General features: G+C 66.2%; 28 protein-coding genes. 14 read left to right on the plus strand and 14 right to left on the minus strand.

Annotated elements, in window-relative coordinates; translation table 11 throughout:
• Nucleotides 1-139: 139 nt before the first annotated feature.
• The 4 genes from AC066S_RS02645 to AC066S_RS02660 all read right to left on the minus strand — a co-directional run bounded on the left by AC066S_RS02645 (nucleotide 140) and on the right by AC066S_RS02660 (nucleotide 3180).
• Nucleotides 140-562, minus strand: a complete 423-nt coding sequence (locus tag AC066S_RS02645) for a hypothetical protein (protein WP_135164857.1) — start codon at nucleotides 560-562, stop codon at nucleotides 140-142.
• A gap of 325 nt (nucleotides 563-887) precedes the next feature.
• Nucleotides 888-1808, minus strand: coding sequence for a hypothetical protein (locus AC066S_RS02650; protein WP_478268842.1), 921 nt, complete (start codon nucleotides 1806-1808; stop codon nucleotides 888-890).
• A gap of 265 nt (nucleotides 1809-2073) precedes the next feature.
• Nucleotides 2074-2514 carry a nuclear transport factor 2 family protein gene (locus AC066S_RS02655; RefSeq protein ID WP_478268843.1) on the minus strand — a complete coding sequence of 147 codons (441 nt, stop codon included), beginning with the start codon at nucleotides 2512-2514 and terminating at the stop codon, nucleotides 2074-2076.
• Between the two features lie 219 nt (nucleotides 2515-2733).
• Nucleotides 2734-3180: a nuclear transport factor 2 family protein gene (locus AC066S_RS02660; protein WP_478268844.1), complete on the minus strand. Its 447-nt coding sequence runs from the start codon at nucleotides 3178-3180 to the stop codon at nucleotides 2734-2736.
• Nucleotides 3181-3571: 391 nt separating this feature from the next.
• Here AC066S_RS02660 and AC066S_RS02665 point away from each other — a divergent pair, with 391 nt between their 5' ends.
• Complete coding sequence (locus tag AC066S_RS02665) at nucleotides 3572-3958, plus strand: hypothetical protein (protein WP_135170332.1); 387 nt, start codon at nucleotides 3572-3574, stop codon at nucleotides 3956-3958.
• Nucleotides 3959-4033: 75 nt separating this feature from the next.
• On the opposite strand, the gene uvrB is transcribed toward AC066S_RS02665, so the two are convergent.
• The 4 genes from uvrB to AC066S_RS02685 form a co-directional block, all read right to left on the minus strand.
• The gene (gene uvrB / locus AC066S_RS02670; protein ID WP_135170333.1) at nucleotides 4034-7006 is read right to left on the minus strand and encodes an excinuclease ABC subunit UvrB; all 2973 of its coding nucleotides are present in this window, start codon (nucleotides 7004-7006) and stop codon (nucleotides 4034-4036) included.
• Nucleotides 7007-7099: 93 nt separating this feature from the next.
• Nucleotides 7100-7330, minus strand: a complete 231-nt coding sequence (locus tag AC066S_RS02675; RefSeq protein WP_478268845.1) for a hypothetical protein — start codon at nucleotides 7328-7330, stop codon at nucleotides 7100-7102.
• Nucleotides 7331-7387: 57 nt separating this feature from the next.
• On the minus strand, nucleotides 7388-7612 hold the full coding sequence (locus tag AC066S_RS02680; protein WP_126259088.1) for a hypothetical protein: 225 nt from the start codon (nucleotides 7610-7612) through the stop codon (nucleotides 7388-7390).
• 113 nt (nucleotides 7613-7725) lie between these two features.
• The gene (locus tag AC066S_RS02685; RefSeq protein ID WP_126259297.1) at nucleotides 7726-8643 is read right to left on the minus strand and encodes a LysR substrate-binding domain-containing protein; all 918 of its coding nucleotides are present in this window, start codon (nucleotides 8641-8643) and stop codon (nucleotides 7726-7728) included.
• A gap of 238 nt (nucleotides 8644-8881) precedes the next feature.
• On the opposite strand from AC066S_RS02685, the gene AC066S_RS02690 reads away from it, so the two are divergent.
• The 3 genes from AC066S_RS02690 to AC066S_RS02700 all read left to right on the plus strand — a co-directional run bounded on the left by AC066S_RS02690 (nucleotide 8882) and on the right by AC066S_RS02700 (nucleotide 10763).
• Complete coding sequence (locus AC066S_RS02690; protein WP_135170335.1) at nucleotides 8882-9661, plus strand: sulfite exporter TauE/SafE family protein; 780 nt, start codon at nucleotides 8882-8884, stop codon at nucleotides 9659-9661.
• Nucleotides 9658-9888: a hypothetical protein gene (locus AC066S_RS02695; protein ID WP_126259090.1), complete on the plus strand. Its 231-nt coding sequence runs from the start codon at nucleotides 9658-9660 to the stop codon at nucleotides 9886-9888. Before AC066S_RS02690 ends, AC066S_RS02695 begins: the two co-directional genes overlap by 4 nt.
• 176 nt (nucleotides 9889-10064) lie before the next feature.
• The gene (locus AC066S_RS02700; protein ID WP_126259091.1) at nucleotides 10065-10763 is read left to right on the plus strand and encodes a glutathione S-transferase family protein; all 699 of its coding nucleotides are present in this window, start codon (nucleotides 10065-10067) and stop codon (nucleotides 10761-10763) included.
• Nucleotides 10764-10852: 89 nt separating this feature from the next.
• Here AC066S_RS02700 and AC066S_RS02705 read toward each other — a convergent pair whose 3' ends face one another.
• The gene (locus AC066S_RS02705; RefSeq protein WP_126259092.1) at nucleotides 10853-11050 is read right to left on the minus strand and encodes a hypothetical protein; all 198 of its coding nucleotides are present in this window, start codon (nucleotides 11048-11050) and stop codon (nucleotides 10853-10855) included.
• A 114-nt stretch (nucleotides 11051-11164) separates the two neighbouring features.
• On the opposite strand from AC066S_RS02705, the gene AC066S_RS02710 reads away from it, so the two are divergent.
• The 3 genes from AC066S_RS02710 (at nucleotide 11165) to hmuQ (ending at nucleotide 14342) form a co-directional block, all read left to right on the plus strand.
• A complete protein-coding gene (locus AC066S_RS02710) occupies nucleotides 11165-12712 on the plus strand; it encodes a DUF1800 domain-containing protein (RefSeq protein WP_478268846.1) in 1548 nt (515 codons plus the stop codon).
• 2 nt (nucleotides 12713-12714) lie between these two features.
• Nucleotides 12715-13935: a DUF1501 domain-containing protein gene (locus tag AC066S_RS02715; protein WP_478268847.1), complete on the plus strand. Its 1221-nt coding sequence runs from the start codon at nucleotides 12715-12717 to the stop codon at nucleotides 13933-13935.
• Between the two features lie 83 nt (nucleotides 13936-14018).
• Nucleotides 14019-14342: a heme-degrading protein HmuQ gene (gene hmuQ, locus AC066S_RS02720; protein WP_126259095.1), complete on the plus strand. Its 324-nt coding sequence runs from the start codon at nucleotides 14019-14021 to the stop codon at nucleotides 14340-14342.
• A 187-nt stretch (nucleotides 14343-14529) separates the two neighbouring features.
• Here the strand turns inward: hmuQ and AC066S_RS02725 are convergent, their stop codons facing one another.
• From AC066S_RS02725 to AC066S_RS02745, 5 genes are all read right to left on the minus strand, one after another.
• The gene (locus AC066S_RS02725; RefSeq protein WP_126259096.1) at nucleotides 14530-14985 is read right to left on the minus strand and encodes a GNAT family N-acetyltransferase; all 456 of its coding nucleotides are present in this window, start codon (nucleotides 14983-14985) and stop codon (nucleotides 14530-14532) included.
• A 71-nt stretch (nucleotides 14986-15056) separates the two neighbouring features.
• On the minus strand, nucleotides 15057-15866 hold the full coding sequence (locus AC066S_RS02730; RefSeq protein WP_478268848.1) for a PAS-domain containing protein: 810 nt from the start codon (nucleotides 15864-15866) through the stop codon (nucleotides 15057-15059).
• Between the two features lie 125 nt (nucleotides 15867-15991).
• On the minus strand, nucleotides 15992-16138 hold the full coding sequence (locus AC066S_RS02735; RefSeq protein ID WP_164718777.1) for a hypothetical protein: 147 nt from the start codon (nucleotides 16136-16138) through the stop codon (nucleotides 15992-15994).
• Between the two features lie 85 nt (nucleotides 16139-16223).
• Nucleotides 16224-16400, minus strand: a complete 177-nt coding sequence (locus AC066S_RS02740) for a hypothetical protein (RefSeq protein ID WP_164718788.1) — start codon at nucleotides 16398-16400, stop codon at nucleotides 16224-16226.
• Between the two features lie 159 nt (nucleotides 16401-16559).
• Complete coding sequence (locus AC066S_RS02745; RefSeq protein WP_126259099.1) at nucleotides 16560-17210, minus strand: glutathione S-transferase family protein; 651 nt, start codon at nucleotides 17208-17210, stop codon at nucleotides 16560-16562.
• A gap of 659 nt (nucleotides 17211-17869) precedes the next feature.
• Between AC066S_RS02745 and AC066S_RS02750 the strand changes: the two genes are divergently transcribed.
• The 7 genes from AC066S_RS02750 (at nucleotide 17870) to AC066S_RS02780 (ending at nucleotide 26194) form a co-directional block, all read left to right on the plus strand.
• Nucleotides 17870-19072 carry a pyridoxal phosphate-dependent aminotransferase gene (locus AC066S_RS02750; RefSeq protein ID WP_126259100.1) on the plus strand — a complete coding sequence of 401 codons (1203 nt, stop codon included), beginning with the start codon at nucleotides 17870-17872 and terminating at the stop codon, nucleotides 19070-19072.
• A 349-nt stretch (nucleotides 19073-19421) separates the two neighbouring features.
• A complete protein-coding gene (locus AC066S_RS02755; protein WP_126259101.1) occupies nucleotides 19422-19901 on the plus strand; it encodes a DUF992 domain-containing protein in 480 nt (159 codons plus the stop codon).
• Nucleotides 19902-20096: 195 nt separating this feature from the next.
• The gene (locus AC066S_RS02760) at nucleotides 20097-22145 is read left to right on the plus strand and encodes an elongation factor G (protein WP_126259102.1); all 2049 of its coding nucleotides are present in this window, start codon (nucleotides 20097-20099) and stop codon (nucleotides 22143-22145) included.
• Between the two features lie 283 nt (nucleotides 22146-22428).
• On the plus strand, nucleotides 22429-22701 hold the full coding sequence (locus AC066S_RS02765) for a helix-turn-helix domain-containing protein (protein WP_126259104.1): 273 nt from the start codon (nucleotides 22429-22431) through the stop codon (nucleotides 22699-22701).
• A gap of 106 nt (nucleotides 22702-22807) precedes the next feature.
• Entirely contained in the window at nucleotides 22808-24550 is a 1743-nt protein-coding gene (locus AC066S_RS02770; RefSeq protein ID WP_135170340.1) for a SulP family inorganic anion transporter, read from the plus strand.
• Nucleotides 24551-24662: 112 nt separating this feature from the next.
• Nucleotides 24663-25502 carry a shikimate dehydrogenase gene (locus tag AC066S_RS02775; RefSeq protein ID WP_478268849.1) on the plus strand — a complete coding sequence of 280 codons (840 nt, stop codon included), beginning with the start codon at nucleotides 24663-24665 and terminating at the stop codon, nucleotides 25500-25502.
• Nucleotides 25503-25567: 65 nt separating this feature from the next.
• Nucleotides 25568-26194, plus strand: a complete 627-nt coding sequence (locus AC066S_RS02780; RefSeq protein WP_478268850.1) for a hypothetical protein — start codon at nucleotides 25568-25570, stop codon at nucleotides 26192-26194.
• Nucleotides 26195-26271: the final 77 nt, after the last annotated feature.

Below are 26271 nucleotides of genomic sequence, written 5' to 3' on the forward strand. Positions count from 1 at the left end.
ATCACCGCCGTCTCTGGAATACTGGACGGGTGATGACACCTCTGTTGGAGAGGCAGCGTGGCCTATCGCACCCTCCCGGAATCAAAACCGCCGCGCTCTCTTCCGAGAGCGCGGCGGCCGGTGATGCGGTGCTTTGCGATCAGCTGTTGCGCAGGCCGTCGGCGGCGCGCTTCCACTGCGCGACGTTGTCGGCGATCATGCGGGTCGACTTCATCGCGGCCTGGCTGAGCTGGGCATAGCCGGAGATCTCGCGCTGGACGCGCTGGCCTTCGGCGTGGAGCAGGTCGCGCAGGCTCTCGAGCTCGGAGATCAGGTTCTCGATCTCGGCGAGCGAAGTGCCGGCGACGCGCTGGATCAGCGAGTTGACGTTGTTGACGGTGGCTTCCGCGCTCGGGTCGAGCGGCGGCGCGTCGGTGGTGGTCGACGCCGGGCGGCGCAGATAGGCGATATCGTTGCGCACGAAGTCACGGATGCCGGCCTCGACCTCCGTCACGGCGGCGAGGTTGGTGTCGACCGTCTCGGTCTCGGTGGTCTCGATCTTTTCGGGACGCATGGCGTTCATCGTTATTCCCCTGTTCGCGTTGAGCGCAGCGCGAGTGTCCCCCGCACGACGACGTCTGTGAGGCTTCCCTATCAGGGCGTCCGATTTTGGCCGCAAATGGGCCGAGATGCGGCAAGGGCGGACCATTCGGGGGTTTTGCCGTGGCGCATGGTTAGGAGAGTGTGAACGCCGGCGGGGACGACAACCCTATCCCCTCATGGTGAGGAGCGCGCTCTCGCGCGCGTCTCGAACCATGCAGGCCCGGCTGTGGCAGAGGGGCCTCGATCCTTCGAGACGCGCTCCTTCGGAGCGCCCTCAGGATGAGGGGAGAAGGTGGAGCGTGGGACTACCAGCTCTTCTTGAAGCCGGCCGCCACGCTCTTGTTGATCGCGCCTTGCGAGGTCTCGCCGACCGAGCCGGAGACGGTGACGTTGTCGAACAGCTTCTGCTCGGCGCCGACCTTGCGCAGCCATTTGTCGTCGGTGGTCGACAGCGTCTGGCCGGCGGTGATGCTGGTGCCGGTGTCGCTGAGGGTGACCTTGGCGGACTGGTCGGTTTCGTAGTTGCGGGTGATGTGGCCGCCGATGCCGGGCACGGCGCTGGTGCCCTGCTGGTTGACGCTGTAGCCGTTCTGGAGCGTCAGCGAGGTGTCGCTCGACAGCGGCACCGATTTGGTCAGCGAGGCCCCGATCTTGCTCTGCTCGGTGCCGGGATCGACGCGGGCTTCCACCGCGGTCTTGTCCCAGATCGCGCCGGCGCCGGGCGCGGTTGCCGTCGCCCAGGCGCTGCCGGAGGATTGCGGCAGGTTGCCGCCGTTGGTGGCCTTCTGCGCCAGCAGCTCGGACATCGTCCGCGGCTCGCTCGTCACCGTCATGTCGGCGCCGATCCGCGTATCCCAGAACGAGAACACGGACTGCTTCACCGTCACCGCCGCGGAGCCGTTCGCGTTGGCATTGGACGACCAGTCCAGCCCGTCCCTGGCGGCGGCCTGGGCGCGTTTCTTGGCGGCCATGGGATCGATGCCGGTGCCGGCGTCGACCGCGAGCTGGCTCCAATCGAGCTTGTCGACGTCGATGCCTTTGAGCACGTCCGGATCGTTGACGTCGACCGGCTCTGCCGTCTCGGTTTCGGCCTCGTCGTCGGGCGCGGCCGCTGCGGGGGAGAAGGGCGGGATGATCTGCGCCGAGACCGTCAGAACCGAGCCCAAAATGAATGTGGCCGCCAGCATCGGCAGCCTGGTCCAGCCAAACCCTGTCGAGAATTCCATCGTCCTGCCCGCGAGCCCCAACGCATGCTGTCCGATAACATATATCGGCCGTCAGCAAAGACCATGCGCCATTGCGCGCGAAAATGCTGATCCATCGTTGCTAAATTGTGGCGGTGCCTTCAAGGCGGCGAACCAACGGGCCGCGCGAGAGGCGCGCGCCCGACGACGAGCTTCTGGCGCGACGGCATCCGGCGGGGCTGGAAGCCAGGACGTCGCAGCCGGCGTCGTCATCAGTCCCGAACAGCGGGGCCCGTTGGTGTCTCCGTCAGCCGGCGCTGGTCATCTTAGGCAGATGAATGGCGCGGCCGAGTGCTTGCTCGACCAGATCGAACGTGTCGATCAGGACGCGCATGCTGACGAGCTTGCCTGCCCTGAACTGGGCGAACTGCGCGACCCGCAGGCTGATCGGCTTGTTGGAATCCAGGGCCGTGAGCGAATAGCGCACCATCGAAGCGGCGGAATCGACGCCGAGCATGATGCTCTCGCGGTCGAAGCGGCGGACCTGGAAATTGTCGGCGAGCTGACGGATGACGTCGAGCACGGCGTCCTTGCCCTGGCGCGCGCCGAGGAACGGAAACATGTCGATCGGGCCGTAGAGCGCCCATTCGACATCCTCGTCGATCAGGGCCTCGATATCCCCGAAATGCCGGTCGTTGATCGCGCGGTGCAACGCGCGCGAGAAACGCCAGAGGCTGTGCTCTGTCATTCTGGCAGTCCTGAAGCTGGCTTGCGAAAAAACGGAAAACAACCCCACGCGCAGTCAGGCGCCGGGGGGGATTAACTCATTTGTATGCGAACAAAATAGTAGGTTTCGGCCAAAACGCAATTCACGTTTTCGCAATGCACAATTGAACGGGGTTTGTGAGATTTACAATAGAACCCCGTAATATTCCGGGTTCGGATCCGGGTTCGAGGCGAGAAGCGATCAATCCACCTGCACGCCCGTGATCAACGGCCCGATCTCGCGCTCCAGCACCTGCTGCACCAGATCGTAGGAATCGATGATCTCGCGGATCTCAGCCACCAGCCCGCCGCGGAAGGTATAGAACACGGCCATGTCGAACTGCACGATGCGGTCGTTGCTGCGCTTCCTGAAATAGGCCTGCATGTAGGTCGCGACCGCCTCGCCCTCGGCGACAATGTGCGGCGCCTTGTAGCGAACTTCGGAATAGCGCGACCAGACGGTCTGCCACAGCTCGCGCAATTCGGCCTTGCCGTGGCGGGGCCCCATATGCGGCAGCACGTCGATCGGCGCATGGGTGAGGAAGTCGACGTCGTCTGTGCAGCAGGACAGCGCGGTTTCGATATCGCCGCGCGCAAAGGCGTCGAGCAGATGCAGCACGCGTTGGCGATTGAGCTTCTCGATCGTCATTCCGCCCGTCCTCTCTGGCCGTCGTGCAACGCTAGCGCGTGGTCCCGCGCACCGGCAATCCGCAAAACCACAGGGACGTTGCAGACGGTATGACGCCCCAGCGCAATGCCAGGTTCATGGTATGCAATTAAAAGTTGAGCGATGGGGTGGCTGCACGAATTCGTGCCAGATCAGCTACGTGGCGCGCCACGGCCCAGGGCGCAATGCGCAACTCGGCTCCACGCAGCCGCCCGGAACCGCGAGTTGTAGTCTGTCATTCCGGGGCGCCGCGCCGCGCCGCGGCGAGCCCGGAATCCATCGCGCGACAGGCCGGCTATGGGGCGTGACCCGCCTCACATCACCTCAAGGCCGGCAGGGGTACCGTCATCCCATGTCATCAGGGAGACGTGCCATGGCCGCCATCGCCAGAGTCCGAAAGTCCCGCCTGCACAACGCGCTCGAAGGCCTCGCGCTGACCGCGATCCTGCAGAGCTTCCCGACCTTCGCCCTGGCCGTCTTCCTGCTCAAGCTCTGCGGCAACCACGACCTCGTCGGCGATCCCGGCGTCGCCATCTTCGTCGCCATCGCCTCGCTCGCCCACGCGCTGCTGGCCGTGACGTTCGGCCCAAGCTTCCCGCACCTGTTCAAGACCGTCTACGAGTCGAAATTCTTCGAGGCCCATCTGTCGCTGTCCGACAAGATCACGGCCTGGCGCACCCAGCCGGTCGCCTCGCTCCAGCTCGTCACCATCGTGCTGCTGCTGTCGGTGATGGCGGTGGTGACGGCGAGCGTGGGGTGAAGTCTCCGCCATTATTCCGGGGTCGCTGCAAAGCGAGCCCGGAATCCATAACCACGAACGGTGTTGCCTCTAGGCTTACCTCTTCTTCCACCCGCCCCGCCGTCCCGGCATCCCGCCCGTCGACTTCGGCGCAGGCCCGAACTCCGGCCCGGACTGCCTTGAATCCGTCGGCTGGATGATCCGGCTGGTGCTGCCGAACGGCTTTGCCGGCAGGCTCGGCTTCTCGCGGTAGGGCAGCGACTCCGGACCGTGCATCTCGTCGAGATGCGGCTTGTGCACCTTCGAGCCGCTGCCGCCGCTCGCCTTCAACGCGGAGCCGACCGTTTTCTTCTTCATCGCGCTGACCGGCAAGTTCGCCGCATCGCCGTACTTCTTAGCTCCGGCATAGGCGCCGGCCTTGCCGGCGACGGTGCGCTGCTTGGCGGTGGGATCGTCGACCACGGCGAGCTCGGTGGCGCGCAGGCGCTTGACCTCGTCGCGCAGGCGGGCGGCTTCCTCGAAGTTCAGATCGGCGGCGGCCTCGCGCATGCGGGTTTCCAGGTCCGCGAGCACGGCTTCGAAATTGTGGCCGATCGAGATGACGTCGTCGGTCATGTCGTGTCCGCCGACCTCGACCAGCACGTGGTCGCGCTCGTAGACGGAGTTGAGGATGTCGCCGATCTGCTTCTTGACGCTCTCCGGCGTGATGCCGTTGGCGTTGTTGTACTCGACCTGCTTCTCGCGGCGCCGGTTGGTCTCGGCGATGGCGCGCTCCATCGACCCCGTCATCTGATCGGCGTAGAGGATCACCTTGCCGTCGACGTTGCGCGCGGCGCGGCCGATGGTCTGGATCAGCGAAGTCTCGCTGCGCAGAAAACCTTCCTTGTCGGCGTCGAGGATCGCGACCAGTGCGCATTCGGGGATGTCGAGGCCCTCGCGCAGCAGGTTGATGCCGACCAGCGCGTCGAAGGCGCCGAGGCGCAAATCGCGGATGATCTCGATGCGCTCGATGGTGTCGATGTCGCTGTGCATGTAGCGGACGCGGATGCCCTGCTCGTGCAGATATTCGGTGAGGTCCTCCGCCATGCGCTTGGTCAGCACCGTGATCAGCGAGCGATAGCCGGCCTGCGCGGTCGCGCGCACCTCGCCGACGAGATCGTCGACCTGGGTGCGGGCCGGACGAATGTCGACCGGCGGATCGATCAGTCCGGTCGGACGAATGACCTGCTCGACGAACACGCCGCCGCTCTCGTTCAGCTCCCAGCCGCTCGGCGTCGCCGACACCGCGATGGTCTGCGGCCGCATCATGTCCCATTCCTCGAAGCGGAGCGGGCGGTTGTCCATGCAGGAGGGCAGACGGAAGCCGTATTCGGCCAGCGTCGCCTTGCGGCGGAAGTCGCCGCGGAACATGGCGCCGATCTGCGGGATGGTGACGTGGCTCTCGTCGGCGAAGATCAGCGCGTTGTCGGGCACGTATTCGAACAGGGTCGGCGGCGGCTCGCCGGGACGGCGCCCGGTGAGGTAGCGCGAATAGTTCTCGATGCCGGCGCAGCTTCCCGTCGCCTCCATCATCTCGAGGTCGAAGGTGGTGCGCTGCTCCAGCCGCTGCGCCTCCAGCAGCCGGCCCTGATTATGAAGCTGGTCGAGCCGCTGCTTCAGCTCTGATTTGATCGACTTGATCGCCTGCACCAGGGTCGGGCGCGGTGTCACATAATGCGAGTTGGCGTACATCTTGATGAATTCGAGCTCGTCCTGCTTGTGGCCGGTGAGCGGATCGAACTCCTCGATGGTCTCGATGGTGTCGCCGAACAGGTTCACGCGCCAGGCGCGGTCCTCATAGTGCGCCGGGAAGATGTCGATGACGTCGCCGCGGACCCGGAAAGTGCCGCGGGTAAAATCGGCCTGGGTGCGCTTGTACTGCAATGCGACGAGGTCGGCGATCAGCTGGCGCTGGTCGATGCGTTCGCCCTTCTTCAGCGCGAAGGTCATCGCGGTGTAGGTCTCGACCGAGCCGATACCGTAGATGCAGGACACCGAGGCGACGATGATGACGTCGTCGCGTTCGAGCAGCGCGCGCGTCGCCGAGTGGCGCATGCGGTCGATCTGCTCGTTGATCGAGGAATCCTTCTCGATATAGGTATCGGTGCGCGGGACGTAGGCTTCCGGCTGGTAGTAATCGTAATACGAGACGAAATACTCGACCGCATTGTCCGGGAAGAAGTTCTTGAACTCGCCGTAGAGCTGGGCGGCGAGCGTCTTGTTCGGTGCCAGGATCAGCGCCGGGCGCTGCGTCTTCTCGATGACCTGTGCCATGGTGTAGGTCTTGCCCGAGCCGGTGACGCCGAGCAGCACCTGGGTGCGGTCGTTGCGATTGATGCCCTCGACCAGCTCGGCGATCGCGGTCGGCTGGTCGCCGCGCGGCTCGTAGGAGGACTTGATCTCGAAGCGCACGCCGCCTTCGGACTTTTCCGGGCGCGGCGGCCGGTGCGGGGTCCATACCTTGGTGGAGCCGTCGTCCTTGCGGAACTCCGGCCGGCCCTCGCGGATCAGCGATTCCAGTGCATCGGCGGTCGCCTTGACGCCGAGCGCTTCCATCTTGCTGCGCGGCGGCCGCGCCAGCGCCTCGGCATCGTCCTCCTCGGTGGGAAGCCCGAGCTGCCGCGCCAGTTCCGGATCGAGCGTCGGGATCGTGGCTGCGGTTCCGTAGTTGGCCTGCGGCGCCTCCTCCAGTCCGGCAAGCTCACCGGATTGACGGGCGCCCGGAGGCTGCGGATTGGGCCGCAGCGGCATCGGACGCGCATTATCCTGCGGGAATTCCTTCGGCGTCGAAGCCCGCGCCCGATGCGCGGCGGCCTCGCCCCCGGATCGCCGGTCGCGCGAATTGTCCGGCGGCGGCTGCAGGCCGGTGCCCGATCCCAGCCCGGCGTCGCCGCGATTGATCGCGGGATTGAGCAATTCGGCCAGCGCCGGCCCGATCGGCTGCACGTCAGGCCGGTGAGCCTTCGAGTTCGGGGCCTTGGTCTTGGGGGATTTGCCGGATTTTTCGGAGGATGCAGGTTTCTTCGCCATGAGGCGAATATGGGACGAGTCCGCCTCCCGATAAAGGGCGAATGGCCATCGCCATGCAGGCTGCTGACAGCAGGTTGGCAGCAGGAAGGAACCTTACGCCGCCGGCGGCGGACCCTCGCCGTCCTCGCTCGCCTGATAGGGCTTGAGGATGTCGAGGTGGATGCCGCCGCAATCGGTGCAGCGCATGGTCCAGTACTCGCATCCGGCGCGCCCGCCGATCACCCGGAGCACGGTGAGATCGCCGTCGCATTCCGGGCAGTTGGACAGCACAGCGCGGGCGTAGATCCTCGGCCGCGACGGGCCTTCGAATTCGATGACTGACATGGCCGGTTGCCCCTTCTTGACTTGCGCCGTCCCTGGTTGGCTTGCCGTCCGGCCCGCTCATTCGTCGTCGCTGTCGGTCCGCCGGCGGAAGCGGTCGATGTGATGCTTGGCGTCGGCGATCGCGGCGTTCTGATCCGGCCAGGCGAAACCGACTTCCACGGCCGGAAACAGCACGCCGTCGATGGCGAGGGGGCTGAGATCGGCGCGGCGGATGCGGGCGTGCCAGAGGCCTTTGCCAGCCTCGAAGGATTCGATGTCAAAGCCGTCGTAGATGGTCGTCATGGTCGTCCCCGAAGTGTTTCGTACGTGTTTTGTTGGAGGGTCAGGGGACCACGTTTGCGTACTCCGGGATGTGAAGCCGTTCACAAAGCAGCCGGCTTTTTTGCCGTCGGGCGTTAGTTCCGCGCCGCAATACGGCCGATCCGCTTCCCCGGCCGGGCCGCGGGTTCCGCCGCCGCCCGCATGATCCAGCGGCGGAACGCGGCAAAGTCGCGCTGCTCGGTCTGAAAACTGCGATAGAGCAGATACCAGCGCATGCCCTTGGGCACCGAGAGGTCGAACGGCGCTACCAGCCGGCCGGCGGCGAGGTCGTCGTCGATATAGGGGCGGATGCCCATGGCGATACCGAGGCCGTCGGCAGCGGCCTGCAGCGCCTGGCCGTAGAACTGAAACTCCGGCCCGCGCGCGTTGATCCGGGTGACGCCGGCAGCCTTCAGCCAGATCGGCCAGTCCTCAGCTGAGTGCGCGACGCGGATCAGGCTCGGGCCCTTCAAATCGGCCGGGCGCTTCAGGCCGCTCGCGAGGCGGGGCACGCAGACAGGCGTGAGGTCGCCGGCGAACAGCGGCTCGGCGACGAGGCCGGGCCAGTCGCCGGTGCCGAGCTTGATGCCGCAGCTCCAGTCCTCGCCGAACGGCACCGACGCGCCGCCGGTGGTGAAGCGCACCTCGATATCGGGCTCCTCGCTGCGAAACTCGGACAGGCGCGGGATCAGCCAGCGCATCGCAAAGGTGTGGCCGACGCCGATGGTGAGCACGCGGACGCTCGCCGGCGCCGTCACCTGCGCGGTGAGGCTGGCCAGCGCATCGAAGATCGGCGTCAGCCCGCTTTGATAGGCGCGGCCGGCCTGCGTCAGCACCAGGCGATTGGCCTTGCGCTCGAACAGCGCGACGCCAAGCCGCTCTTCGAGCAGATGCACCATGCGGCTGACGGCGGCTGCGGACACGCTCAGCTCGAGCCCGGCCGCGGCAAAGCTGCCGGTCCGCGCCGCCGCCTCGAATGCCTTGATGCCGTTGAGAAACAGCAGCCGCCGCAAATGCAAGACCCTTATGCAAGACCCTCAGGAAAGCTGAGGCCAGGCCAAGATAACTCAGTTTGCGAAGCAGGGGCAAGCGAGGCACTAGAATGAGCGCAATTCCTGCTGATTTGTTGGAGCGCGGGCGCGGCCTCTTCGCCTCTCCCCGCTTGCCTCACCCCAACCCTCTCCCCCGCAAGCGGGGCGAGGGGGGAATGAGCAGCTCACGTCCCTTACATGCACCACGGAGATTTTGCACGTGACGCCCATCATGATCGCTGCCCTCGGATTGCTGATGGTCGCCACCGCGTTCCTGTCGGGGCTGTTCGGCATGGCGGGCGGGCTGATCCTGATCGGCGTGCTGTTGGCCTTGATGCCGCTGCCGACCGCGATGGTGCTGCACGCGATCACGCAGATGGCCTCGAACGGCTGGCGCGCGTTCCTGTGGCGGGGGCATATCCGCTGGCGGCCGGTCGCGAATTATATGGTCGGCGCCGCGCTTGCGCTCGCGGCCTGGTCGCTCACCCGCTACGTGCCGGACAAGCCAACGGCGCTGCTGCTGCTCGGTATCACCCCGTTCATGGCGCGCCTTCTGCCCGCGAACATCAAGCCGGATCCCGACCGTCTCTGGCAGGGCACGGTCTACGGCACGATCTGCATGGGCCTGATGCTGATGACCGGCGTCTCCGGCCCGCTGCTCGACACCTTCTTCCTCGGCGGCAATTTCGGGCGGCGCGAGAAGGTGGCGACGAAGGCGATGTGCCAGCTCGTCAGCCATTTCACCAAGCTGATCTATTTCGGCGGCATCATCGATCAGGCCGCAAGCCTCGATCCCGTGCTCGCCGGCGTCGCGATCGCGGCCTCGATGCTCGGCACCACGCTGGCGCGGCGCATCCTGGAGGCCATGACCGACCAGCAGTTCATCGCCTGGTCGAACAAGCTGATCACCACCATCGCCTGCTATTACATCGCCTATGGCGGCTGGCTGTTGCTTCGTGCGCCCGTGCTGGCCGCCTTCGACAGGGGAGGTTTGCAATGAGCGAGACGGCCGATCCGCTGGTGCTGGACTTCGTCGAATGGGTCGCGCGCGAGCCGCGCGCCTATGCCGAGGTGGTCGCGACCTGGAAGACCTCGTGCCCGCGCCTCACCATCTGGGAAGACGCCACTGAGCGCGGCTATGTCGCGCGCGAGACGGTTGCCGGCCTCGGGCTGGTGATCGCGGTGACGGAAGGCGGCGAGCGGCTGCTCCGGAACAACGGGCGGTAAATCCCTCCGCATCGGCGTTGCGAGCGCAAGCGAAGCAATCCAGAATGGGAGACCCTCACCCTGAGGAGCGCGCATCTTGCGCGCGTCTCGAAGGGCGAGGCCGAGCTCAGGCCTTCATCCTTCGAGACGCGCGTTCCGCGCTCCTCAGGATGAGGAGCTGGCAGGAAAGGCCTTTCATGTCACTCAAGCTCTACGAACTCGTCGGCACCGACCCCTCGCGCCCGTTCAGCCCGTATTGCTGGCGCACGCGGATGGCGCTGGCGCACAAGGGATTGTCGGCGGAATCGCTGCCCTGGCGCTTCACCGAGAAGAGCGCGCTTGCGCCGCACGGCTCGGAAAAAGTTCCGGTGCTGCTGCACGATGACAAGCCGATCGTCGATTCCTGGACGATCGCGACCTATCTCGAAGACCATTTTCCGGACCGTCCGTCGCTGTTCGGCGGCGAGGGCGGCCGCGCCATGGCGCGCATGATCAACGCCTTCGGCGACATCGCCATCGTCGGCGGCATCTTTCCGCTGATCGTCGCCGACATTCCGAACAATCTCGCCGAGATCGACGCCGCCTATTTCCGTACGTCGCGCGAGGCGCGCTTCGGCGGCAAGAGCCTGGAAGCGGTCATGGCGAGCCGCGACACCGGCGTGGTCGGCTTCCGCAAGTCGCTCGAGGTGATGCGGCAGACGGTGAAGAAGCAGCCCTATATCGGCGGCGAGGCGCCGAACTACGCCGACTACATCGTATTCGGTGGTTTCCAGTGGGCGCGGGTGGTCAGCCCGTTCAAGCTGCTGGAGGCGGATGATCCGATCTATGCCTGGCGCGACAAGCTGCTCGACGCGTTCGACGGCATGGCGCGGAAATCGCCGGGGCATCAAGTGTAGGCTTCGTAGGTGGGCATAGGCGCAAAGCGCCGTGCCCACCATCTCTCTCGATTCGCAAAAATGCGTGGGCACGCTGCGCTTTGCCCACCCTACGGTGCTGCCGTTGCCGCTGCCTTGCGCAAACACTCGCGGCACAGGCAATCCTCGCCTGCGACCGGCATCGGTAGCTTCGCAACTTCTTCCGCGCACCAGCACGTGCCAGATAGATCGCAAGCAAACTCGGTGCCGCAGCGCGCGCAGGCCAGGCGGCGCGGTTCCGGCCTCGAGGATTCTTTCGGTTTTGTCATGATTTGCGTCGAAGCTTCGCCGTGATTTTCATGTCGGGTTCATCGGTCGTTGCGGTATATTAGGCGTCGCGCGCGGACTCGGAAAGCGGCTCCCGGCACGCGAAGGACAAATTGATGGCCCGCGATTCGCAAGCCGCGCTCGTTGCGCTCAACCGTTTCGGCTTCGGTGCCCGCGGCGGCGCCTCGGGCGATCTCGTCAACGCAAGCTCGGATCCGCGCGGCTTCGTGAAGGCGGAGCTCGCGCGCGCAAGCGGCGTGTTGCTGGAGGCGCCCGGTCTGCAATCGACGCAGCAGCTCGGGCAGGCCGTCTTCGCCTATCAGGATCAGGTCAAGCAGGCGCGCGAGGCGGCGAAAGCCGCCGCGCCCGCCGACATGCCGGCGCCGACCGAACAGAAGCCTGCGCTGCGCCGCAATCTCTCGCTGAATGCGGCCGCGACGGAGATCGCCGGCCAGATGGCGGAGACCAAGCCCGCCGACAGTCCGGCGAAGCCCGAGACCATGCAGCAAGGCTCCGCGCCGCCAACCGCAAAGCCCGCGCCGCAGCCGCTCAACGTGATCCAAAAGACCTTCCGCACAGAAGCGCTGGCGCGGTTGCAGCGCGCGACGCTGGCAGAGTGCGGCTTCACCGAACGGCTCGTCGTGTTCTGGTCAAACCATTTCTGCATCTCGGCGAGCAAGGGCGAGCTGGCGCGGATCTGGGCCGGCGCGTTCGAGCGCGAGGCGATCAGGCCGCACGTGCTTGGGCGCTTCGCCGACATGCTGAGGGCGGTTGAGCAGCATCCGGCGATGCTGTTCTTCCTCGACAACCAGCAATCGCTCGGCCCGGACTCGCGTGCCGGCCAGAACCGCAAGCGCGGCCTGAACGAAAATCTCGCGCGCGAGATCATGGAGCTGCATACGCTCGGCGTCGGTGGCGGCTATACGCAGGACGACGTCACCTCGCTCGCCCGCATCATCACCGGCTGGACCTTCGCCGGACGGCAGGGCCAGCTCGGGCCCCCCGGCTCCTTCGTGTTCAACGCCAATGCGCACCAGCCGGGACCGCAGATGCTGCTCGGCAAGACCTACGAGCCGGCTGGGCTCGCGCAGGGCGAGGCTGCGCTCGCCGACATCGCGCGGCATCCCTCGACCGCGAACTTCATTGCCACCAAATTCGTTCGTCACTTCGTTGCCGACGACCCGCCGCCAACGCTGGTCGCGCGGCTGCGCGACGTCTTCGTCAGGACCGACGGCGATCTCAAGGCGCTTGCGACCACGCTGGTCGATTCCGACGAGGCCTGGAAAGCGCCGCTGACCAAAATGCGCAGCCCTTACGATTTCCTCGTCGCGAGCGGACGGCTGCTCGCGCGGGTGCCGGAGGACCCCGGCGCCTATCTGAACAATCTCAATCTGCTCGGACAGCCGCTGTGGTCGCCGGCAGGGCCGAACGGTTTCCCGGACACCAGCGCCGCCTGGGCTGCGCCAGAAGGGATCAAGCTCAGGCTCGATATCGCCGCGCAGCTGGGCGCGCGGCTCGGCAACAATATCGACCCGCTCGACCTCCTGGAATTCGCGGCGGCCGATGCGGCCTCGATCGAAACCCGCAGAACCGTCGAGCGGGCGGAGTCGCGGCAGCAGGCGCTGGCGCTGCTCTTGATGTCGCCGGAAATGCAGAGGAGATGATCATGATCGACTGCGTCGAGAACCGGCTCCTCACCTCGCGCCGCGGCCTCCTGCTCGGCGGCGTCTCGTTCGCGGCCTGGGCTTACCTGCCGAAATTCGCACGCGCAGCCGATGGGCGTGATCCCCGGCTGATCGTGGTGATCCTGCGCGGCGCGCTCGACGGACTTTCGACCGTCGCGCCGATCGGCGATCCCGACTATGCCGGCCTGCACGGCTCGATCGCGCTTGCCGCGGACGGCGCCCATCCCGCGATCCCGCTCGATTCCTTCTTCGCGCTGCATCCCGCCATGCCGGAATTCTCGCGCATGTATCGCGACCAGCGCGCCGCGGTGATCCATGCGGTGGCGACCCCCTATCGCGATCGCTCGCATTTCGACGGTCAGGACGTGCTCGAAAGCGGCTATGCCGGGCCGGGCCGCGTGCAGTCCGGCTGGCTCAACCGCGCGCTGGACGCGCTGCCGCGCGGCGAGCGCGTATCGAGCGGCCTTGCGGTCGGGCCCACCACGCCGCTGGTGCTGCGCGGCAACGCCCCGACCGTGGGATGGGCGCCGGTGGCGTTGCCGCAGGCGGACGACGACACCGCGATGCGCCTCGTCGATCTCTACCGTCACCGCGATCCCGCACTGGCGACGGCGTTGACGCAGGGCTTGCAACTCGACAAGGCCGCCAGCGGCGACGACATGAAACGCAAGCCCGGCAATGCGGTGGCGCAGATGCGCCAGGTGGCGCGCGGCGCGGCCAAGCTGATGGCGGCGGACGACGGCCCGCGCATCGCCGCGCTCGCCTTCGACGGCTGGGACACCCATGCCAATGAAGGCGGCCCTGTGGGGCGTCTCGCCTTCCTGCTCGGCGGGCTTGACGGCGCACTCGCCGAATTCGAGGGCGGCCTGGGAGAGCGCTGGCGCGACAGCGTCGTCGTCGTCGCCACCGAATTCGGCCGCACCGCGCGCATCAACGGCACCGACGGCACCGATCACGGCACCGGCACGATCGCGCTGCTTGCCGGCGGCGCCGTGAAGGGCGGCCGCGTCATCGCGGACTGGCCGGGCCTCAAGCTTGCGAACCTCCACGAAGGCCGCGACCTCAAGCCCACCACGGATCTGCGCTCGGTGATCAAGGGCGTGCTGCAAGGACAGTTCGGCCTGTCCGATCGCGTGCTGGCGGAAACGGTGTTTCCGGATAGCGCGAGCGCGAAGCCGATGCAGGGATTGGTGGCATCATAGCAGCGGCCGTCATTCCGGGCCCGCGCCTTGCGGCGCGTCCCGGAATGACGACATATGGGCCGAGCATCAGGAGAACCGCACCCATGTACATCGCCATGAACCGCTTCCGCGTCGCCAAGGGCTCCGAGGCCGCCTTCGAGCAGGTCTGGCTTTCGCGCGACACGCACCTGGACAAGGTGCCGGGCTTCGTCGAATTCCATCTGCTGCGCGGGCCGGAAGCCGAGGACCATACGCTCTACGCCTCGCACACGGTCTGGGCGAACCACGCGGCGTTCGAGGCCTGGACCAAGTCGGAGGCGTTTCGCGCCGCGCATCACAAAGCAGGCGACAACAAGCCGCTCTATCTCGGCCATCCCCAGTTCGAAGGTTTTGAGGTGATGCAGACGGTGGGACGCGGCGCCAGATAGCGCCGCGCTGCTGCCAGGCTGACGAGGCCGACAAAAAATGCGGCCCCAGTCAGACGCGGCGACTGACGGGGACCGCTTTGAGGCGCTTGACCGGTGACGGGGGGCCTGATCAGACGCAGCTGCACCGTAGTCCCGCTATGTTACGCGCGGGTGACAGGGATCGTTATCCACAGGCTGTGCGCGGGGATCAGAAGATCTTGCGATAGACGATGAAGCCGGAGCGCTCCGCGACCTTGTCGTACAGGCGCTGCGCCGTGAGGTTGGTCTCGTGCGTCTGCCAATAGACGCGTGGCGATCCCGCCAGCTTTGCGCGTTCGTAGACGCCATGGATCAGGGCCGAGGCGACGCCCTTGCCGCGCGCGGATTCGAGCGTGAACAGGTCCTGCAGATAGCAGGACGGCTCGATCGCCGTGGTGCTGCGATGGAACAGGTAGTTCGTCATGCCGAGCAGCTTGCCGTCGCTCTCCGCGACGAGGCCATGCACGGGCTCATAGGCATCGAAGAAGCGCTGCCACGTCATGCGCGTGATCTCGGGTGCGAGCGCGGTCGGGCCGGAGCGGCCGTAGAAGGCGTTGTAGCCGTCCCACAGCGGCAGCCATTGATCATAGTCCTGCCTGGTGACGGAGCGAATGGTGAGCGACATGTGGATATCCGCGATCGACGAAGCGACTTTCATACGGGATGATGGGCGCGGCGATCAATCGCGCAGTTGCATTACTCCGCGACGCGCAGATACCGGATCAGCCTGCGGCCGGTGGGATCGCGCAGCGAGCGGTAGTAGTCGGCGCGCGACGGCGCATCGGTGTGACGCACGAGGTCGGTCACCGGGGTGTAGCTGAGCATCCGTCCGCCGTCCGGCAGCGCCGCGCAGACGAAGCGCAGCACTTCGCCGCTGCGCAGCGCGATGTTGATCGGCGTGGCATCGCCGGTCCGCACCATCTCCATGCGCTGCGCGATGAAGGTGCCCAGTTCGTCTTCGGGCAGCTCGAACGCGCCGGTGTCGCGGCCGTGATACATCAGCGCGACGAACGGCGGCTTGCCGTCGGCGATCTCGTCCGGCAAGGCGAAATAATCGCGGAACGCACGGTTGATGAACTCGGCCCGTGTCTCGGCATCAAGCAGCACGATGCCGATATCGACCTGGTCGAGCGCGGCCGACAGCCGCGCGGCGGTGGCGTGGCTTCGGCGCTCGGCTGCGAACGTGCCGAGCAGCCGCTCGCGCATCAGGCCGGTGATGCCGGCGGTGCCGGCAGCGGTGATGGCCAGGACGCCGAGCTGGACCAGGTCGGCGATGGAAGCGGAAACGCCGTGGCGGCCGAGCACGAGCAGCGTTGCACCGATCACCGCGATGGCTGCGCTGGTGAGGGCGGAGGCGAGACCCGCCATTGCGCCGGCGAGCGCCACGATGCCGACGAGCAGCGGCGCCGGCGAGGGCGCGGGGATCAAGCGATCGAACAGCATCGCCAGCAGCAGGGTTGCTGCCGTCAGCACCGGACCGGAGATCGCACGCCATCCGAAGCGCATGGACAGTCTCGCCCTCACGAAGGAGGTAAGCCGCAAGTCTGACTGATCGTTGCACTGCTGCGATGCGTTTTCGTGCGGTGTGCTTAGGGCGCGCTTGCTCGCATGCGTAAGGCTTTCGGATGATTTTAAGCCAAGTGCGCGTGCTTGAGCGGCTGTTGCAGCGCAGGCGCATTCAGCGTCGACGTCCCCGGACCCTTGCGGGTGCCGACGACGAGCAACAATGACGCCGCGACCAGGATGGCCGCAGTCAACGTGATTGCAACGACTACCACAGGTGATTTCATCAACGTCCTGTCGCCATGCGGGCCGACGCGGGGCATGCGGCGCCTTGAAGACTGGACCGGGATGAAACGGGAATCAGACCGGCAGGCCCATCGCCATGGTCGCCTTGGTCGACAGCACCGTCAGGGTGACGATCAGGCACAGCGAGAGCGCGGCGACGGCGAGTGAGGCCGCAACCGCGTTGGTCAGCCGGGAAGACGCGACGGTAGCGGGATGGCCCTGAAAGCCGGCCGTGCCGGACGCCCGTGTCATGGTCTAAATCCTTCAACGCGCGAGCGAATCACCCGCAACTTTCCACAATTTCCCAGTTTCAGCCGGCAACATTGCGGCGGCTATCCTGCTGAAAATGGCCACATTGCGGCAAATAATACCTTTATACCCGCTATTCCCGGGAGCAGGGGGCAGGGCCGGTCATGCACTGGCCGCGATGCTGGCGGGGGCGTCGATGTCGGCCGGCCGCCAGTCCATCGACACGAAGCCGGGCGCGGCTTCCACCCGCTTCAACCAGTCCCGGATCGCCGGGAAGGTCGAAAGATCGAAGTCGCAGCGGTCGGCCAGGTGGGTGTAGCCGTACAGCGCGATGTCGGCGACCGTGAGCTGGCGCGCGGCGAAATAGGCGTTGGTCTTCAGGTGATTCTCCATCACCTGAAGCGCGCCATAGCCGCGTTCCATCCAGTCCTCCAGCGAATGGGTCTGCAGGTCGCGGCCGCCCTTGACCAGCGACAGCCAGAAATAGGCGGCACCGATATTCGGCTCGAGCGCGTGCTGCTCGAAGAACATCCATTGCAGCGCCTCGGCGCGGTCGATGCGATTCTCGGGCGCAAGCGGGGTGCCGACGGCGACGTACCAGAGGATGGCGTTGGACTCGGCGAGATAACGGTCGTCGCCAACCTCCAGCAGCGGCACCTGTCCCGACGGGTTCTTGCTCAGAAAGTCCGGCGTGCGGCTCTCGCCGCGCAGAATGTCCACCTCGATCGCTTCGTAAGGCAGGTTGAGCAGCGCGAGCGCAAGGCGGACCTTGTAGCTGTTGCCCGAGCGTTGCATCGAATAGAGCTTGTACATTCTGGAGTTCGATTCCGAAAGACGGGAGACGCGGCGCTCGTTGCCCCGCAGCGCGGCTAAACAATGATGCCGATGCGAATCCGCCGCAAGGGTCAGCCGATAGAAAAACTCGAAAACCCTACCGCATTGCAATGCGGCGGAAGATCATTTCCGCGTGGCCATGCAAATCAGTTCACGCTTGCGTCAACGCGAAGGCGTATCTTCGCGCGCGTTTGTGTGAATGGCTGAGCGGCAGAGATGAGGGCGCTGAGATCTGCCCATCGTCATGGCCGGGCTTGACCCGGCCATCCACGTCTTCAACCGCGGCTCGAGGAACGTGGGTGCCTTAGGACCCGGGTCACGCCAAGGTTGCGCCGGCCACTTGGTGTCGGGCTGGCGAAGCTCCAGCGACGATGGCAAGCCCGGGCATCATGAGTTTCTGCTCGATCGCGAACGGCCTGAAATTGCTCCGAGGACAAGCCTTGCCGGATATGAGGGGTTTGCGCGGCATGTTTGCGGAAAATTGCGGGAATCCTGCCTCGACCCGCTCCAGATCCGTAAACTTTCTCGGATCGGGCCGAAGTTTCTTGCGGTGCAGCGGCTCACGTTTTAGGGTGGCTGCATTCCCACAATCGGAGTCGTGAAGCGAATGGTTTCACGACGCTTGTCAGGAGATGACGATGTCCTTCCTTGCCGCTGCGCTCGACCGTGTGAAGCCGTCCGCGACCATCGCGGTCACGGACAAAGCACGCGCGCTGAAAGCGGCGGGCCGCAACGTCATCGGCCTTGGCGCCGGCGAGCCCGACTTCGACACGCCCGCCAACATCAAGCTGGCGGCGATCCGCGCCATCGAAGCCGGCAAGACCAAGTACACTGCGGTCGACGGCATTCCCGAGCTGAAGGAGGCGATCATCGCCAAGTTTCAGCGCGAGAACGGCGTCACCTACAAGCCGAACCAGATCATCGTCGGCACCGGCGGCAAGCAGGTGCTCTACAACGCGCTGATGGCCACCATCAATCCGGGCGACGAGGTGATCATTCCCGCGCCGTATTGGGTCAGCTATCCTGAGATGGTGGCGCTCGCCGGCGGCGAGCCGGTGCCGGTGGTCTGCACCGCCGCGACCGGTTTCAAGCTGCAGGCCGAGGCGCTCGATCGCGCGATCACGCCGAAGACCAAATGGGTGATCCTGTGCTCGCCGTCGAACCCGACGGGAGCCGCCTACACGCGTTCGGAACTGAAGGCGCTCACCGACGTGCTGGTGAAGCATCCCCATGTCTGGGTGATGACCGACGACATGTACGAGCACCTCGTCTATGACGACTTCCAGTTCACCACGGTCGCGCAAGTGGAGCCGAAGCTCTACGACCGCACCCTCACCGTGAACGGCGTGTCGAAGGCCTATTGCATGACCGGCTGGCGGATCGGCTATGCCGGCGGCCCCGCGCAGCTGATCAAGGCGATGTCGACGATCCAGTCGCAGTCGACCTCGAACCCGTGCTCGATCGCGCAATGGGCCTCGGTCGAGGCGCTGAACGGTCCGCAGGACTTCATCCCCGCCAACAACAAGATGTTCAAGGAGCGGCGCGACCTCGTCGTCTCCATGCTCAACCAGGCCAAGGGGATCGAGTGCCCCCGTCCCGAGGGCGCCTTCTACGTCTATCCGTCCTGCGCCGGCACGATCGGCAAGACCGCGCCGTCCGGCAAGGTGATCGGCAACGACGAGGACTTCGTCACCGAGCTGCTCGAGACCGAGGGCGTCGCGGTGGTGCAGGGTTCGGCCTTCGGCCTCGGACCTGCGTTCCGCATCTCCTATGCGACCAAGACGTCGGACCTCGAAGACGCCTGCAAGCGCATCCAGCGCTTCTGCGGCAATCTGCGGTAAGCCTGTCGCGGCAAGCGGTGTCCTCTTCTCGTTCTTGTGGGATCGGAGTTCTCTCCGCGAGTCTGAAATCGTAGGGTGGGCAAAGGCACACTAGCGCCGTGCCCACCATCTCTCCGGATCGCAAAAAATGCGTGGGCACGCTTCCGCCGTCGCTCTTCGAGCTATGGCGGACAAGTCGCTTTGTCCACCCCAAGATATCTGCGAAAAGGCCCGCCACCGGCGGGCCTTTCATTGTTTGCACGCTAATCCCCGTGCTCGATCTGGCACCTCCAGCACTCTTGTGGCATAGACGCGCAACGCGGGTCGGGCGCTCTCTCTGCTCGCATCATCATCGCCGGAGATATTTTTCATGCGCCGTTCATTCATTTTCGCCGGGCTCGCCGCTGCCAGCCTCGTTGCCTCCAGCGTCGGCGGCAGCGCGCAGCAGCGGATGGCGCGGGTCGGCGTGCTCGAATGCCGCGGCGGCGCCAGCGTCGGCTTCATCGTGGGATCGGTGACCCATCTCGGCTGCGTGCTGCGCGCCGATGGCTTGCCTGAGGACCGCTACGTCGCGACGATCCGCAAGGTCGGTCTCGACATCGGCATCACCCAGGAGACGGCCTTGGCCTGGGGTGTGTTCGCGCCGGTCGACCGGCTCGGCCCCGGCGACCTCTCCGGCAATTACGTGGGCGCGCAGGGCAGCGCCTCGGTCGGCGTCGGTCTGGGCGGCAACGTGCTGGTCGGCGGCTCCAACAATTCGATCGCGCTCCAGCCGCTCAGCGTGCAAGGCCAGGTCGGCCTCAACATCGCCGCCGGCCTCGAGAGCCTGGAACTCCGCCCGGGGCGTTGAGCGGCCAGCGGAGGGTGTTTGTTCGCCTCTCCCGCCGGGGAGAGGCGGAACACGGACTGCATCAGGCACTAGACTTGATCTAACTGCCGACGCAGCGCAGCGACGTTTGCTGCTTGCCAAATCTCGGGGAGGGGCAGAGCATCTGCGTTTGCCGACCCAATCAAGGGCCGAGCTCCACATCAAAGGAGGCGGCGAATGGGACAAGACGTCAGAAGTCCCCGAGGTCCACGGTGCATCGCGCTGGTGGGCCCTTTCCAAAGCGGTAAAACCACACTTCTCGAAGCCATATTGGCGCGAACGGGCGCAATCCCGCGCGCCGGCAGCGTCGATGCCGGAACTTCCGTCGGCGACGCCACGCCAGAGGCCCGTCATCACAAGATGACCGTCGGGCTGACTGCCGCCACCACGAGTTTCATGGGCGACAGCTACACCTTCCTCGATTGTCCCGGGTCCGTCGAATTCGCCCACGACATGCGCGCCGCGCTGCCCGCAATCGATGCGGCGATCGTGGTCTGCGAGGCCGACGAGAAGAAGCTGCCGCAGCTTCAGATCATCCTGCGCGAGCTGGAGGAGCTGAAGATCCCGCGTTTCCTGTTTCTCAACAAGATCGACCGCGCCAGCCAGCGCATCCGCGAGACGCTCGCGATGCTGCAGCCCGCCTCCCGCGTGCCGCTGGTGCTGCGCCAGATCCCGATCTGGAAGGACGAACTGATCGAGGGCTTCGTCGATCTCGCGCTGGAGCGCGCCTTCATCTATCGCGAGCACAAAGCCTCCGAGGTGGTCGCGCTTGAAGGCGGCGATCTCGATCGCGAGAAGGAAGCCCGCTTCTCGATGCTGGAGAAGCTCGCCGATCACGACGATGCGCTGATGGAGCAATTGCTCGAAGACATCCAGCCGCCGCGCGATGCCGTGTTCGACGATCTCGCCCGCGAATTGCGCGACGGGCTGATCTGTCCGGTGCTGCTGGGCGCCGCCGCGCGCGAGAACGGCGTGCTGCGCCTGATGAAGGCGCTGCGTCACGAGGCGCCCGGCATCGCAGAGACCGCAAAGCGCCTCGGTGTGCCCGAGACCAAGGACGCGCTCGGCTATGTGTTCAAGACGCTGCATTCGCAGCATGGCGGAAAGCTGTCGCTGACGCGGCTGCTCGCCGGCCATCTCGACGACGGTGCCACGCTGCAATCGTCCTCCGGCGGCGTGGGGCGGATCTCAGGCATCCTCGCCGTCAACGGTGCCTACGACACCAAGCGCGCCGCGGCAGATGCCGGCGACACGGTGGCGCTTGCCAAGCTCGATCCGATCAAGACCGGCGACACGGTCTCGAACGGCAAGGCGCCGCCCGCGGCATTGATCACGATCGAGCCGACGCCGCCGGTGCTCGCGATTTCGATCGCGGCCACCGATCGCAAGGACGACGTCAAGCTCGGCCAGGCGATGGCGCGGCTGCACGAGGAGGATCCCTCCCTGGTCGTCGTGCAGAATGCCCAGACCCACGACACTGTCTTGTGGGGGCAGGGCGAAATGCATTTGCGTGTCGCCGGCGAGCGGCTGCGCGACCGCTTCGGCGTCAAGGTCACCTCGCATCCGCCCGGGATCGGCTACCAGGAGACCATCCGCAAGTCGATCACCCAGCGCGGGCGTCACAAGAAGCAGTCCGGCGGCCACGGCCAGTTCGGCGATGTCGTGCTCGACATCAAGCCGCTGCCGCGCGGCAACGGCTTCAAGTTCGCCGAGAAGGTGGTGGGCGGCGCCGTGCCGCGCAACTACATCCCGGCGGTCGAAGAAGGCGTCGTCGACGGATTGGCGCGCGGTCCGCTCGGCTTCCCCGTCACCGACGTGGAGGTGACGCTGACCGACGGCTCCTATCACAGCGTCGACTCCTCCGACCTCGCCTTCCGCACGGCGGCGCGGATCGGGCTCAACGAAGGCCTGCCGCAATGCCAGCCGGTGCTGCTGGAGCCGATCCACGTGGTCGAGATCGTCTGCCCGACCGAAGCCACCGCCAAGATCAACGCGATCCTGTCGGCGCGGCGCGGCCAGATCCTCGGCTTCGACACCCGCGAGGGCTGGAGCGGCTGGGACTGCGTCCGCGCCATGATGCCGGAAGCCGAGATCGGCGAACTGATCGTGGAGCTGCGCTCGGCCACCGCCGGCGCCGGCAGCTTCACGCGCCAGTTCGATCACATGGCCGAGGTCACCGGCCGCGCCGCCGACCAGATTATCGCCGCGCATCAACACGCGGCGTGAATCTGTCGCTCGCGCGGTGAGGAACGCGCAGTAAGGAAGGCAACGCTCTCTCACGCCCTCTCCCTGTTCTTGCGGGGAGAGGGCGGGTGAGGGGCTGCCTCCGCGAGCGCGGCGTCTCATTCAGGCCGGCGCCCAGACCACCGTCATTGCTTCGTCGCAAGAGCTCCTCGCAATGACGGAGGAGACAGATGGGCCGCCACTTGCGCACGCCGCTTGATGATGTATTTTGTATCATTGTATACATCTCAGATATCATTTATAGCTGCTGGTAAGTGAGGCCGCGGTGATCACGTCATTCCAGATGCGGGCAGCCCGCGCGCTGCTCGGCATTGACCAGAAAACCCTGGCCGAGCTTGCCGGTGTGTCGTTGCCGACCATCCAGCGGATGGAGGCCTCGACCGGCAATGTGCGTGGCGTGGTCGAGACCCTGATCAAGGTGGTCGAGGCGTTCGAGCGGGCCGGCGTCGAGCTGATCGGCGAGCAGGTCCGCAGCGACAGCGGCGGGCGTGGCGTTCGCCTGAAGGAGCCCGGACCGCCGCGCCGTGTCGGAGCATGATCGGGGCGTTGATCGTGCTCGGGATCAAGATCGGCTAGCGCAACGGTCGCAACACGGGACGCGCGATGCTTCGGAGCATCGAGGGGCAGCGGAGCAATTTGCTGAGATGAGCATCACAAGCGATCACGCGGGCCGGCTGCACCAGCCGCGTCAGCCGACCTTTGCCGAACTGTATCTGCCGAAGCTCGTCACCGTCTGGCGTGAAGGCTACGGCCTCGAGGATTTCCGCGCCGACGTCTTCGCGGGCCTGACGGTTGCGATCGTGGCGCTGCCGCTGTCGATGGCGATCGCGATCGCCTCGGGCGTGACGCCGGACCGCGGCCTCTACACCGCCGTGGTCGGCGGCTTCATCGCCTCGCTGCTCGGCGGCAGCCGGTTCCAGATCGGCGGCCCCGCCGGCGCGTTCATCGTATTGGTCGCTGCGACCGCGGAGCGCCATGGCGTCGACGGCGTCGTCCTCGCCACCATGATGGCGGGCCTGTTCCTGATCGCCGCGGGGCTGTTGCGGATCGGCACCTACATCAAGTTCATTCCCTATCCGGTGACGGTCGGCTTCACCGCCGGAATCGCCGTGATCATCTTCGCCAGCCAGCTCCGCGACCTCTCGGGCATCACGCTCGCGGGCAAGGAGCCCAGCGAATTCGTGCCGAAGCTGCTCGCGCTCGCCGGCGGCCTCGATACCCTCAATCCATCCGCGGTCGCGGTCGCCGTCGTCAGTATCGCCATGATCGCGGCTTTGCGGATCTGGCGGCCGTCCTGGCCCGGTATCCTGATCGCGGTCGTGTTCGCGGCCGTCGTGTGCGCGGCGTTCTCGCTGCCGGTCGAGACCATCGGCTCGCGCTTCGGCGGCATTCCGCGCGAATTGCCCTCGCCAGCCTTGCCCGCGTTCTCGGTTGCGAAGGCGACCGCCGTGCTGCCCGACGCGATCGCGTTCGCGCTGCTGGCCGCGATCGAATCGCTGCTGTCTGCGGTGGTCGCCGACGGCATGACCGGGCGCCGTCACCGCTCCAATTGCGAGCTGGTGGCGCAAGGTGCGGCCAATATCGGCTCGGCGCTGTTCGGCGGCATCTGCGTCACCGGCCTGATCGCGCGCACCGCCACCAACATCCGCGCCGGCGCCCGCGGGCCGCTCGCGGGCATGCTGCACGCGGTCTTCCTGCTGCTGTTCATGCTGATTGCGGCGCCGCTTGCGAGCTACATCCCGCTCGCCGCGCTCGCCTCGGTGCTGGTCGTGGTGGCCTGGACCATGGCGGAGAAGCATGAGTTCGGCACTTTGCTGCGCTCGTCATGGGGCGATGCCGTCGTGCTGCTCGCGACCTTCCTGCTGACGATCTTCCGCGACCTGACCGAAGGCATCCTGGTCGGCTTCGCGCTCGGCGCGGTGCTGTTCATCCATCGCATGGCGGAGATGGCGGGCATCGAGGAACGCACGCCGCTGGCCGCCGCCGATCGCCCCGACGACGGCAATGGCGACCGCGTTCCCTACGATTCCACGCTTGCGGTCGACCGCGACGTGCTGGTTTATCGCATCACCGGTGCGTTCTTCTTCGGCGCGGCCTCCGCGATCGGAGAGGTGCTCGACGCCGTCGCCGACAAGCGCAAGGCCTTCGTGGTCGACTTCGCCGCGGTGCCGTTCCTGGATTCGACGGCGGCCAATGTGCTCGGCCGCGTCGCCGCCAAGGCGCACCGCGAGGGCATCAAGCTGTTCATCACGGGCGCTTCGCCCGCGGTCCGCCGCGTGCTGCTCACCCATGGCGTGACGCCGCCGCGTGCGCGCTATCGCACGAGTCTCGAGCGCGCCATCGCCGACATCAAGGGCGGAGCAAGCGCTGAGGCTGCCGCGAGCTGACGGCACGGCTTTCCCGCGCCGGCCGGCCTGAGCGGCGCTGTGGCGCCCATGCGCTTGACAGAGCGGGCGCGACGCGAAATGGATCGCCTCGGAATACGACCCCGAGGGAAAAATGACCGCGCCCAGGACGCCTGCAGCCTGTCTGATCGGATGGCCGGCCGCGCATTCGCGCTCGCCGCTGATCCATCATTACTGGCTGCGCACGCTGGGCATCGAAGGCGGCTACGTCATCGAGGCGGTTCCGCCCGAGGACCTGCGCGATTTCGTGCTGCGGCTGTCGCTGCGCGGCTTCGTCGGCGCCAACGTCACTATCCCGCACAAGGAGAGCGTGCTGGCGCTGTCGACGCCCGACGCCCGCGCCAGGGCCGTGGGCGCGGCCAACACGCTGTGGTTTGCCGATGGCGAGCTGCACTCGACCAATACCGACGTCGAAGGCTTCATTGGCAATCTCGACGCCAGCGCGCCCGGCTGGGAGGCGGCCGAGGAGGCGCTGGTGCTGGGCGCCGGCGGTTCCTCGCGTGCGGTCGTGTTCGGGTTGCTCGAACGCGGCATCAAGTGCGTGCATCTTGCCAATCGCACCGTCGCGCGGGCCGAGGCGCTGGCAAGGCAGTTCGGGCCCAATGTGCATGCCGTGAAATGGGATGGCATCAACGACGTCCTGCCGCGCGCAAAACTTCTCGTGAACACGACCTCGCTCGGCATGCACGGCCAGCCGTCACTCGATGTCGATGTTGCGCGCCTGCCGCAGGCGGCCGTCGTTGCCGACCTCGTCTATGTCCCGCTGGTGACACCGCTGCTTGCTGCCGCAGCAGCGCGCGGCCTGAGGACCGCCGACGGGCTCGGCATGCTGCTGCATCAGGCGGTGCGCGGCTTCGAACTGTGGTTCGGCCGGCGGCCCGAGGTCACGGCCGAGTTGCGCGCGTTGGTCGAGGCCGATCTCACAAAGACTTGAGAGGGACGCAGCGAATAGCACCCTATCTCCGGAGTTCCACCCCGTGGGGACAATCGGAGACCGAAATGACCATTCAACGCGCAACCTTCACCCGTCCGCTGATCGCCGTCGCGATGGTGGCCATATCGACTTACTGCGCCTTCGCCCAGAGGGCGCCGGTGCCGACCCGCGTGCGCGGCACCATCGAAGCCGTCAACGGCGACACGATGCAGGTCAAGTCGCGCAGCGGCGAGGACGTCAAGCTCCGCATCGCTCCCGACCTGAACGTGTCAGGGATCACGAAGATCTCGCTCGCCGACATCAAGGTCGGCTCCTTCGTCGGCGCGACCACGGTGCCGGGACCGGACGGCGGCCAGAACGCCGTCGAGGTGCACGTGTTTCCGGAGAGCATGCGCGGCACCGGCGAAGGCTCGCGGCCCTATGACCTCAAGCCCAACTCCAGCATGACCAATGCGACGGTGGCGGAAAGCGTCGTCGGCAATGACGGTCATACGCTGCTGGTCAAGTACAAGGACGGCGAGAAGAAGGTGTTCGTCGCGGACGATACGCCGGTGGTGACCTTCGTGCCGAGCGACAAATCCGAACTGAAGCCAGGTGCCAAGGTCATCGCTTTCATCAAGCAATTGCCCGACGGCTCGTTCGAGACCAACCGCGTCAGCGTCGGCCGCGACGGCCTGACGCCGCCGATGTGAGAGGGGCAATCGTAGGGCGGGCAAAGGCGCGCCAGCGCCGTGCCCACGTCTTTTCTCGTTCGGCGAAAGGTGGTGGG

This window comes from Bradyrhizobium sp. CFUWI, assembly GCF_056429085.1.

What these genes read in the sequence shown, in the direction of transcription:
- AC066S_RS02730 (WP_478268848.1), bottom strand. Translation starts at nt 15,866, where the DNA reads ATGCGCTTCGGATGGCGTGCGATCTCCGGTCCGGTGCTGACGGCAGCA.
- AC066S_RS02680 (WP_126259088.1), bottom strand. Translation starts at nt 7,612, where the DNA reads ATGACGACCATCTACGACGGCTTTGACATCGAATCCTTCGAGGCTGGC.
- hmuQ (WP_126259095.1), top strand. Translation starts at nt 14,019, where the DNA reads ATGTACATCGCCATGAACCGCTTCCGCGTCGCCAAGGGCTCCGAGGCC.
- AC066S_RS02695 (WP_126259090.1), top strand. Translation starts at nt 9,658, where the DNA reads ATGAGCGAGACGGCCGATCCGCTGGTGCTGGACTTCGTCGAATGGGTC.
- AC066S_RS02775 (WP_478268849.1), top strand. Translation starts at nt 24,663, where the DNA reads ATGACCGCGCCCAGGACGCCTGCAGCCTGTCTGATCGGATGGCCGGCC.
- uvrB (WP_135170333.1), bottom strand. Translation starts at nt 7,006, where the DNA reads ATGGCGAAGAAACCTGCATCCTCCGAAAAATCCGGCAAATCCCCCAAG.
- AC066S_RS02745 (WP_126259099.1), bottom strand. Translation starts at nt 17,210, where the DNA reads ATGTACAAGCTCTATTCGATGCAACGCTCGGGCAACAGCTACAAGGTC.
- AC066S_RS02650 (WP_478268842.1), bottom strand. Translation starts at nt 1,808, where the DNA reads ATGGAATTCTCGACAGGGTTTGGCTGGACCAGGCTGCCGATGCTGGCG.
- AC066S_RS02725 (WP_126259096.1), bottom strand. Translation starts at nt 14,985, where the DNA reads ATGTCGCTCACCATTCGCTCCGTCACCAGGCAGGACTATGATCAATGG.
- AC066S_RS02770 (WP_135170340.1), top strand. Translation starts at nt 22,808, where the DNA reads ATGAGCATCACAAGCGATCACGCGGGCCGGCTGCACCAGCCGCGTCAG.
- AC066S_RS02740 (WP_164718788.1), bottom strand. Translation starts at nt 16,400, where the DNA reads ATGACACGGGCGTCCGGCACGGCCGGCTTTCAGGGCCATCCCGCTACC.
- AC066S_RS02760 (WP_126259102.1), top strand. Translation starts at nt 20,097, where the DNA reads ATGGGACAAGACGTCAGAAGTCCCCGAGGTCCACGGTGCATCGCGCTG.
- AC066S_RS02645 (WP_135164857.1), bottom strand. Translation starts at nt 562, where the DNA reads ATGAACGCCATGCGTCCCGAAAAGATCGAGACCACCGAGACCGAGACG.
- AC066S_RS02700 (WP_126259091.1), top strand. Translation starts at nt 10,065, where the DNA reads ATGTCACTCAAGCTCTACGAACTCGTCGGCACCGACCCCTCGCGCCCG.
- AC066S_RS02675 (WP_478268845.1), bottom strand. Translation starts at nt 7,330, where the DNA reads ATGTCAGTCATCGAATTCGAAGGCCCGTCGCGGCCGAGGATCTACGCC.
- AC066S_RS02755 (WP_126259101.1), top strand. Translation starts at nt 19,422, where the DNA reads ATGCGCCGTTCATTCATTTTCGCCGGGCTCGCCGCTGCCAGCCTCGTT.
- AC066S_RS02655 (WP_478268843.1), bottom strand. Translation starts at nt 2,514, where the DNA reads ATGACAGAGCACAGCCTCTGGCGTTTCTCGCGCGCGTTGCACCGCGCG.
- AC066S_RS02710 (WP_478268846.1), top strand. Translation starts at nt 11,165, where the DNA reads ATGGCCCGCGATTCGCAAGCCGCGCTCGTTGCGCTCAACCGTTTCGGC.
- AC066S_RS02665 (WP_135170332.1), top strand. Translation starts at nt 3,572, where the DNA reads ATGGCCGCCATCGCCAGAGTCCGAAAGTCCCGCCTGCACAACGCGCTC.
- AC066S_RS02750 (WP_126259100.1), top strand. Translation starts at nt 17,870, where the DNA reads ATGTCCTTCCTTGCCGCTGCGCTCGACCGTGTGAAGCCGTCCGCGACC.
- AC066S_RS02660 (WP_478268844.1), bottom strand. Translation starts at nt 3,180, where the DNA reads ATGACGATCGAGAAGCTCAATCGCCAACGCGTGCTGCATCTGCTCGAC.
- AC066S_RS02705 (WP_126259092.1), bottom strand. Translation starts at nt 11,050, where the DNA reads ATGACAAAACCGAAAGAATCCTCGAGGCCGGAACCGCGCCGCCTGGCC.
- AC066S_RS02780 (WP_478268850.1), top strand. Translation starts at nt 25,568, where the DNA reads ATGACCATTCAACGCGCAACCTTCACCCGTCCGCTGATCGCCGTCGCG.
- AC066S_RS02715 (WP_478268847.1), top strand. Translation starts at nt 12,715, where the DNA reads ATGATCGACTGCGTCGAGAACCGGCTCCTCACCTCGCGCCGCGGCCTC.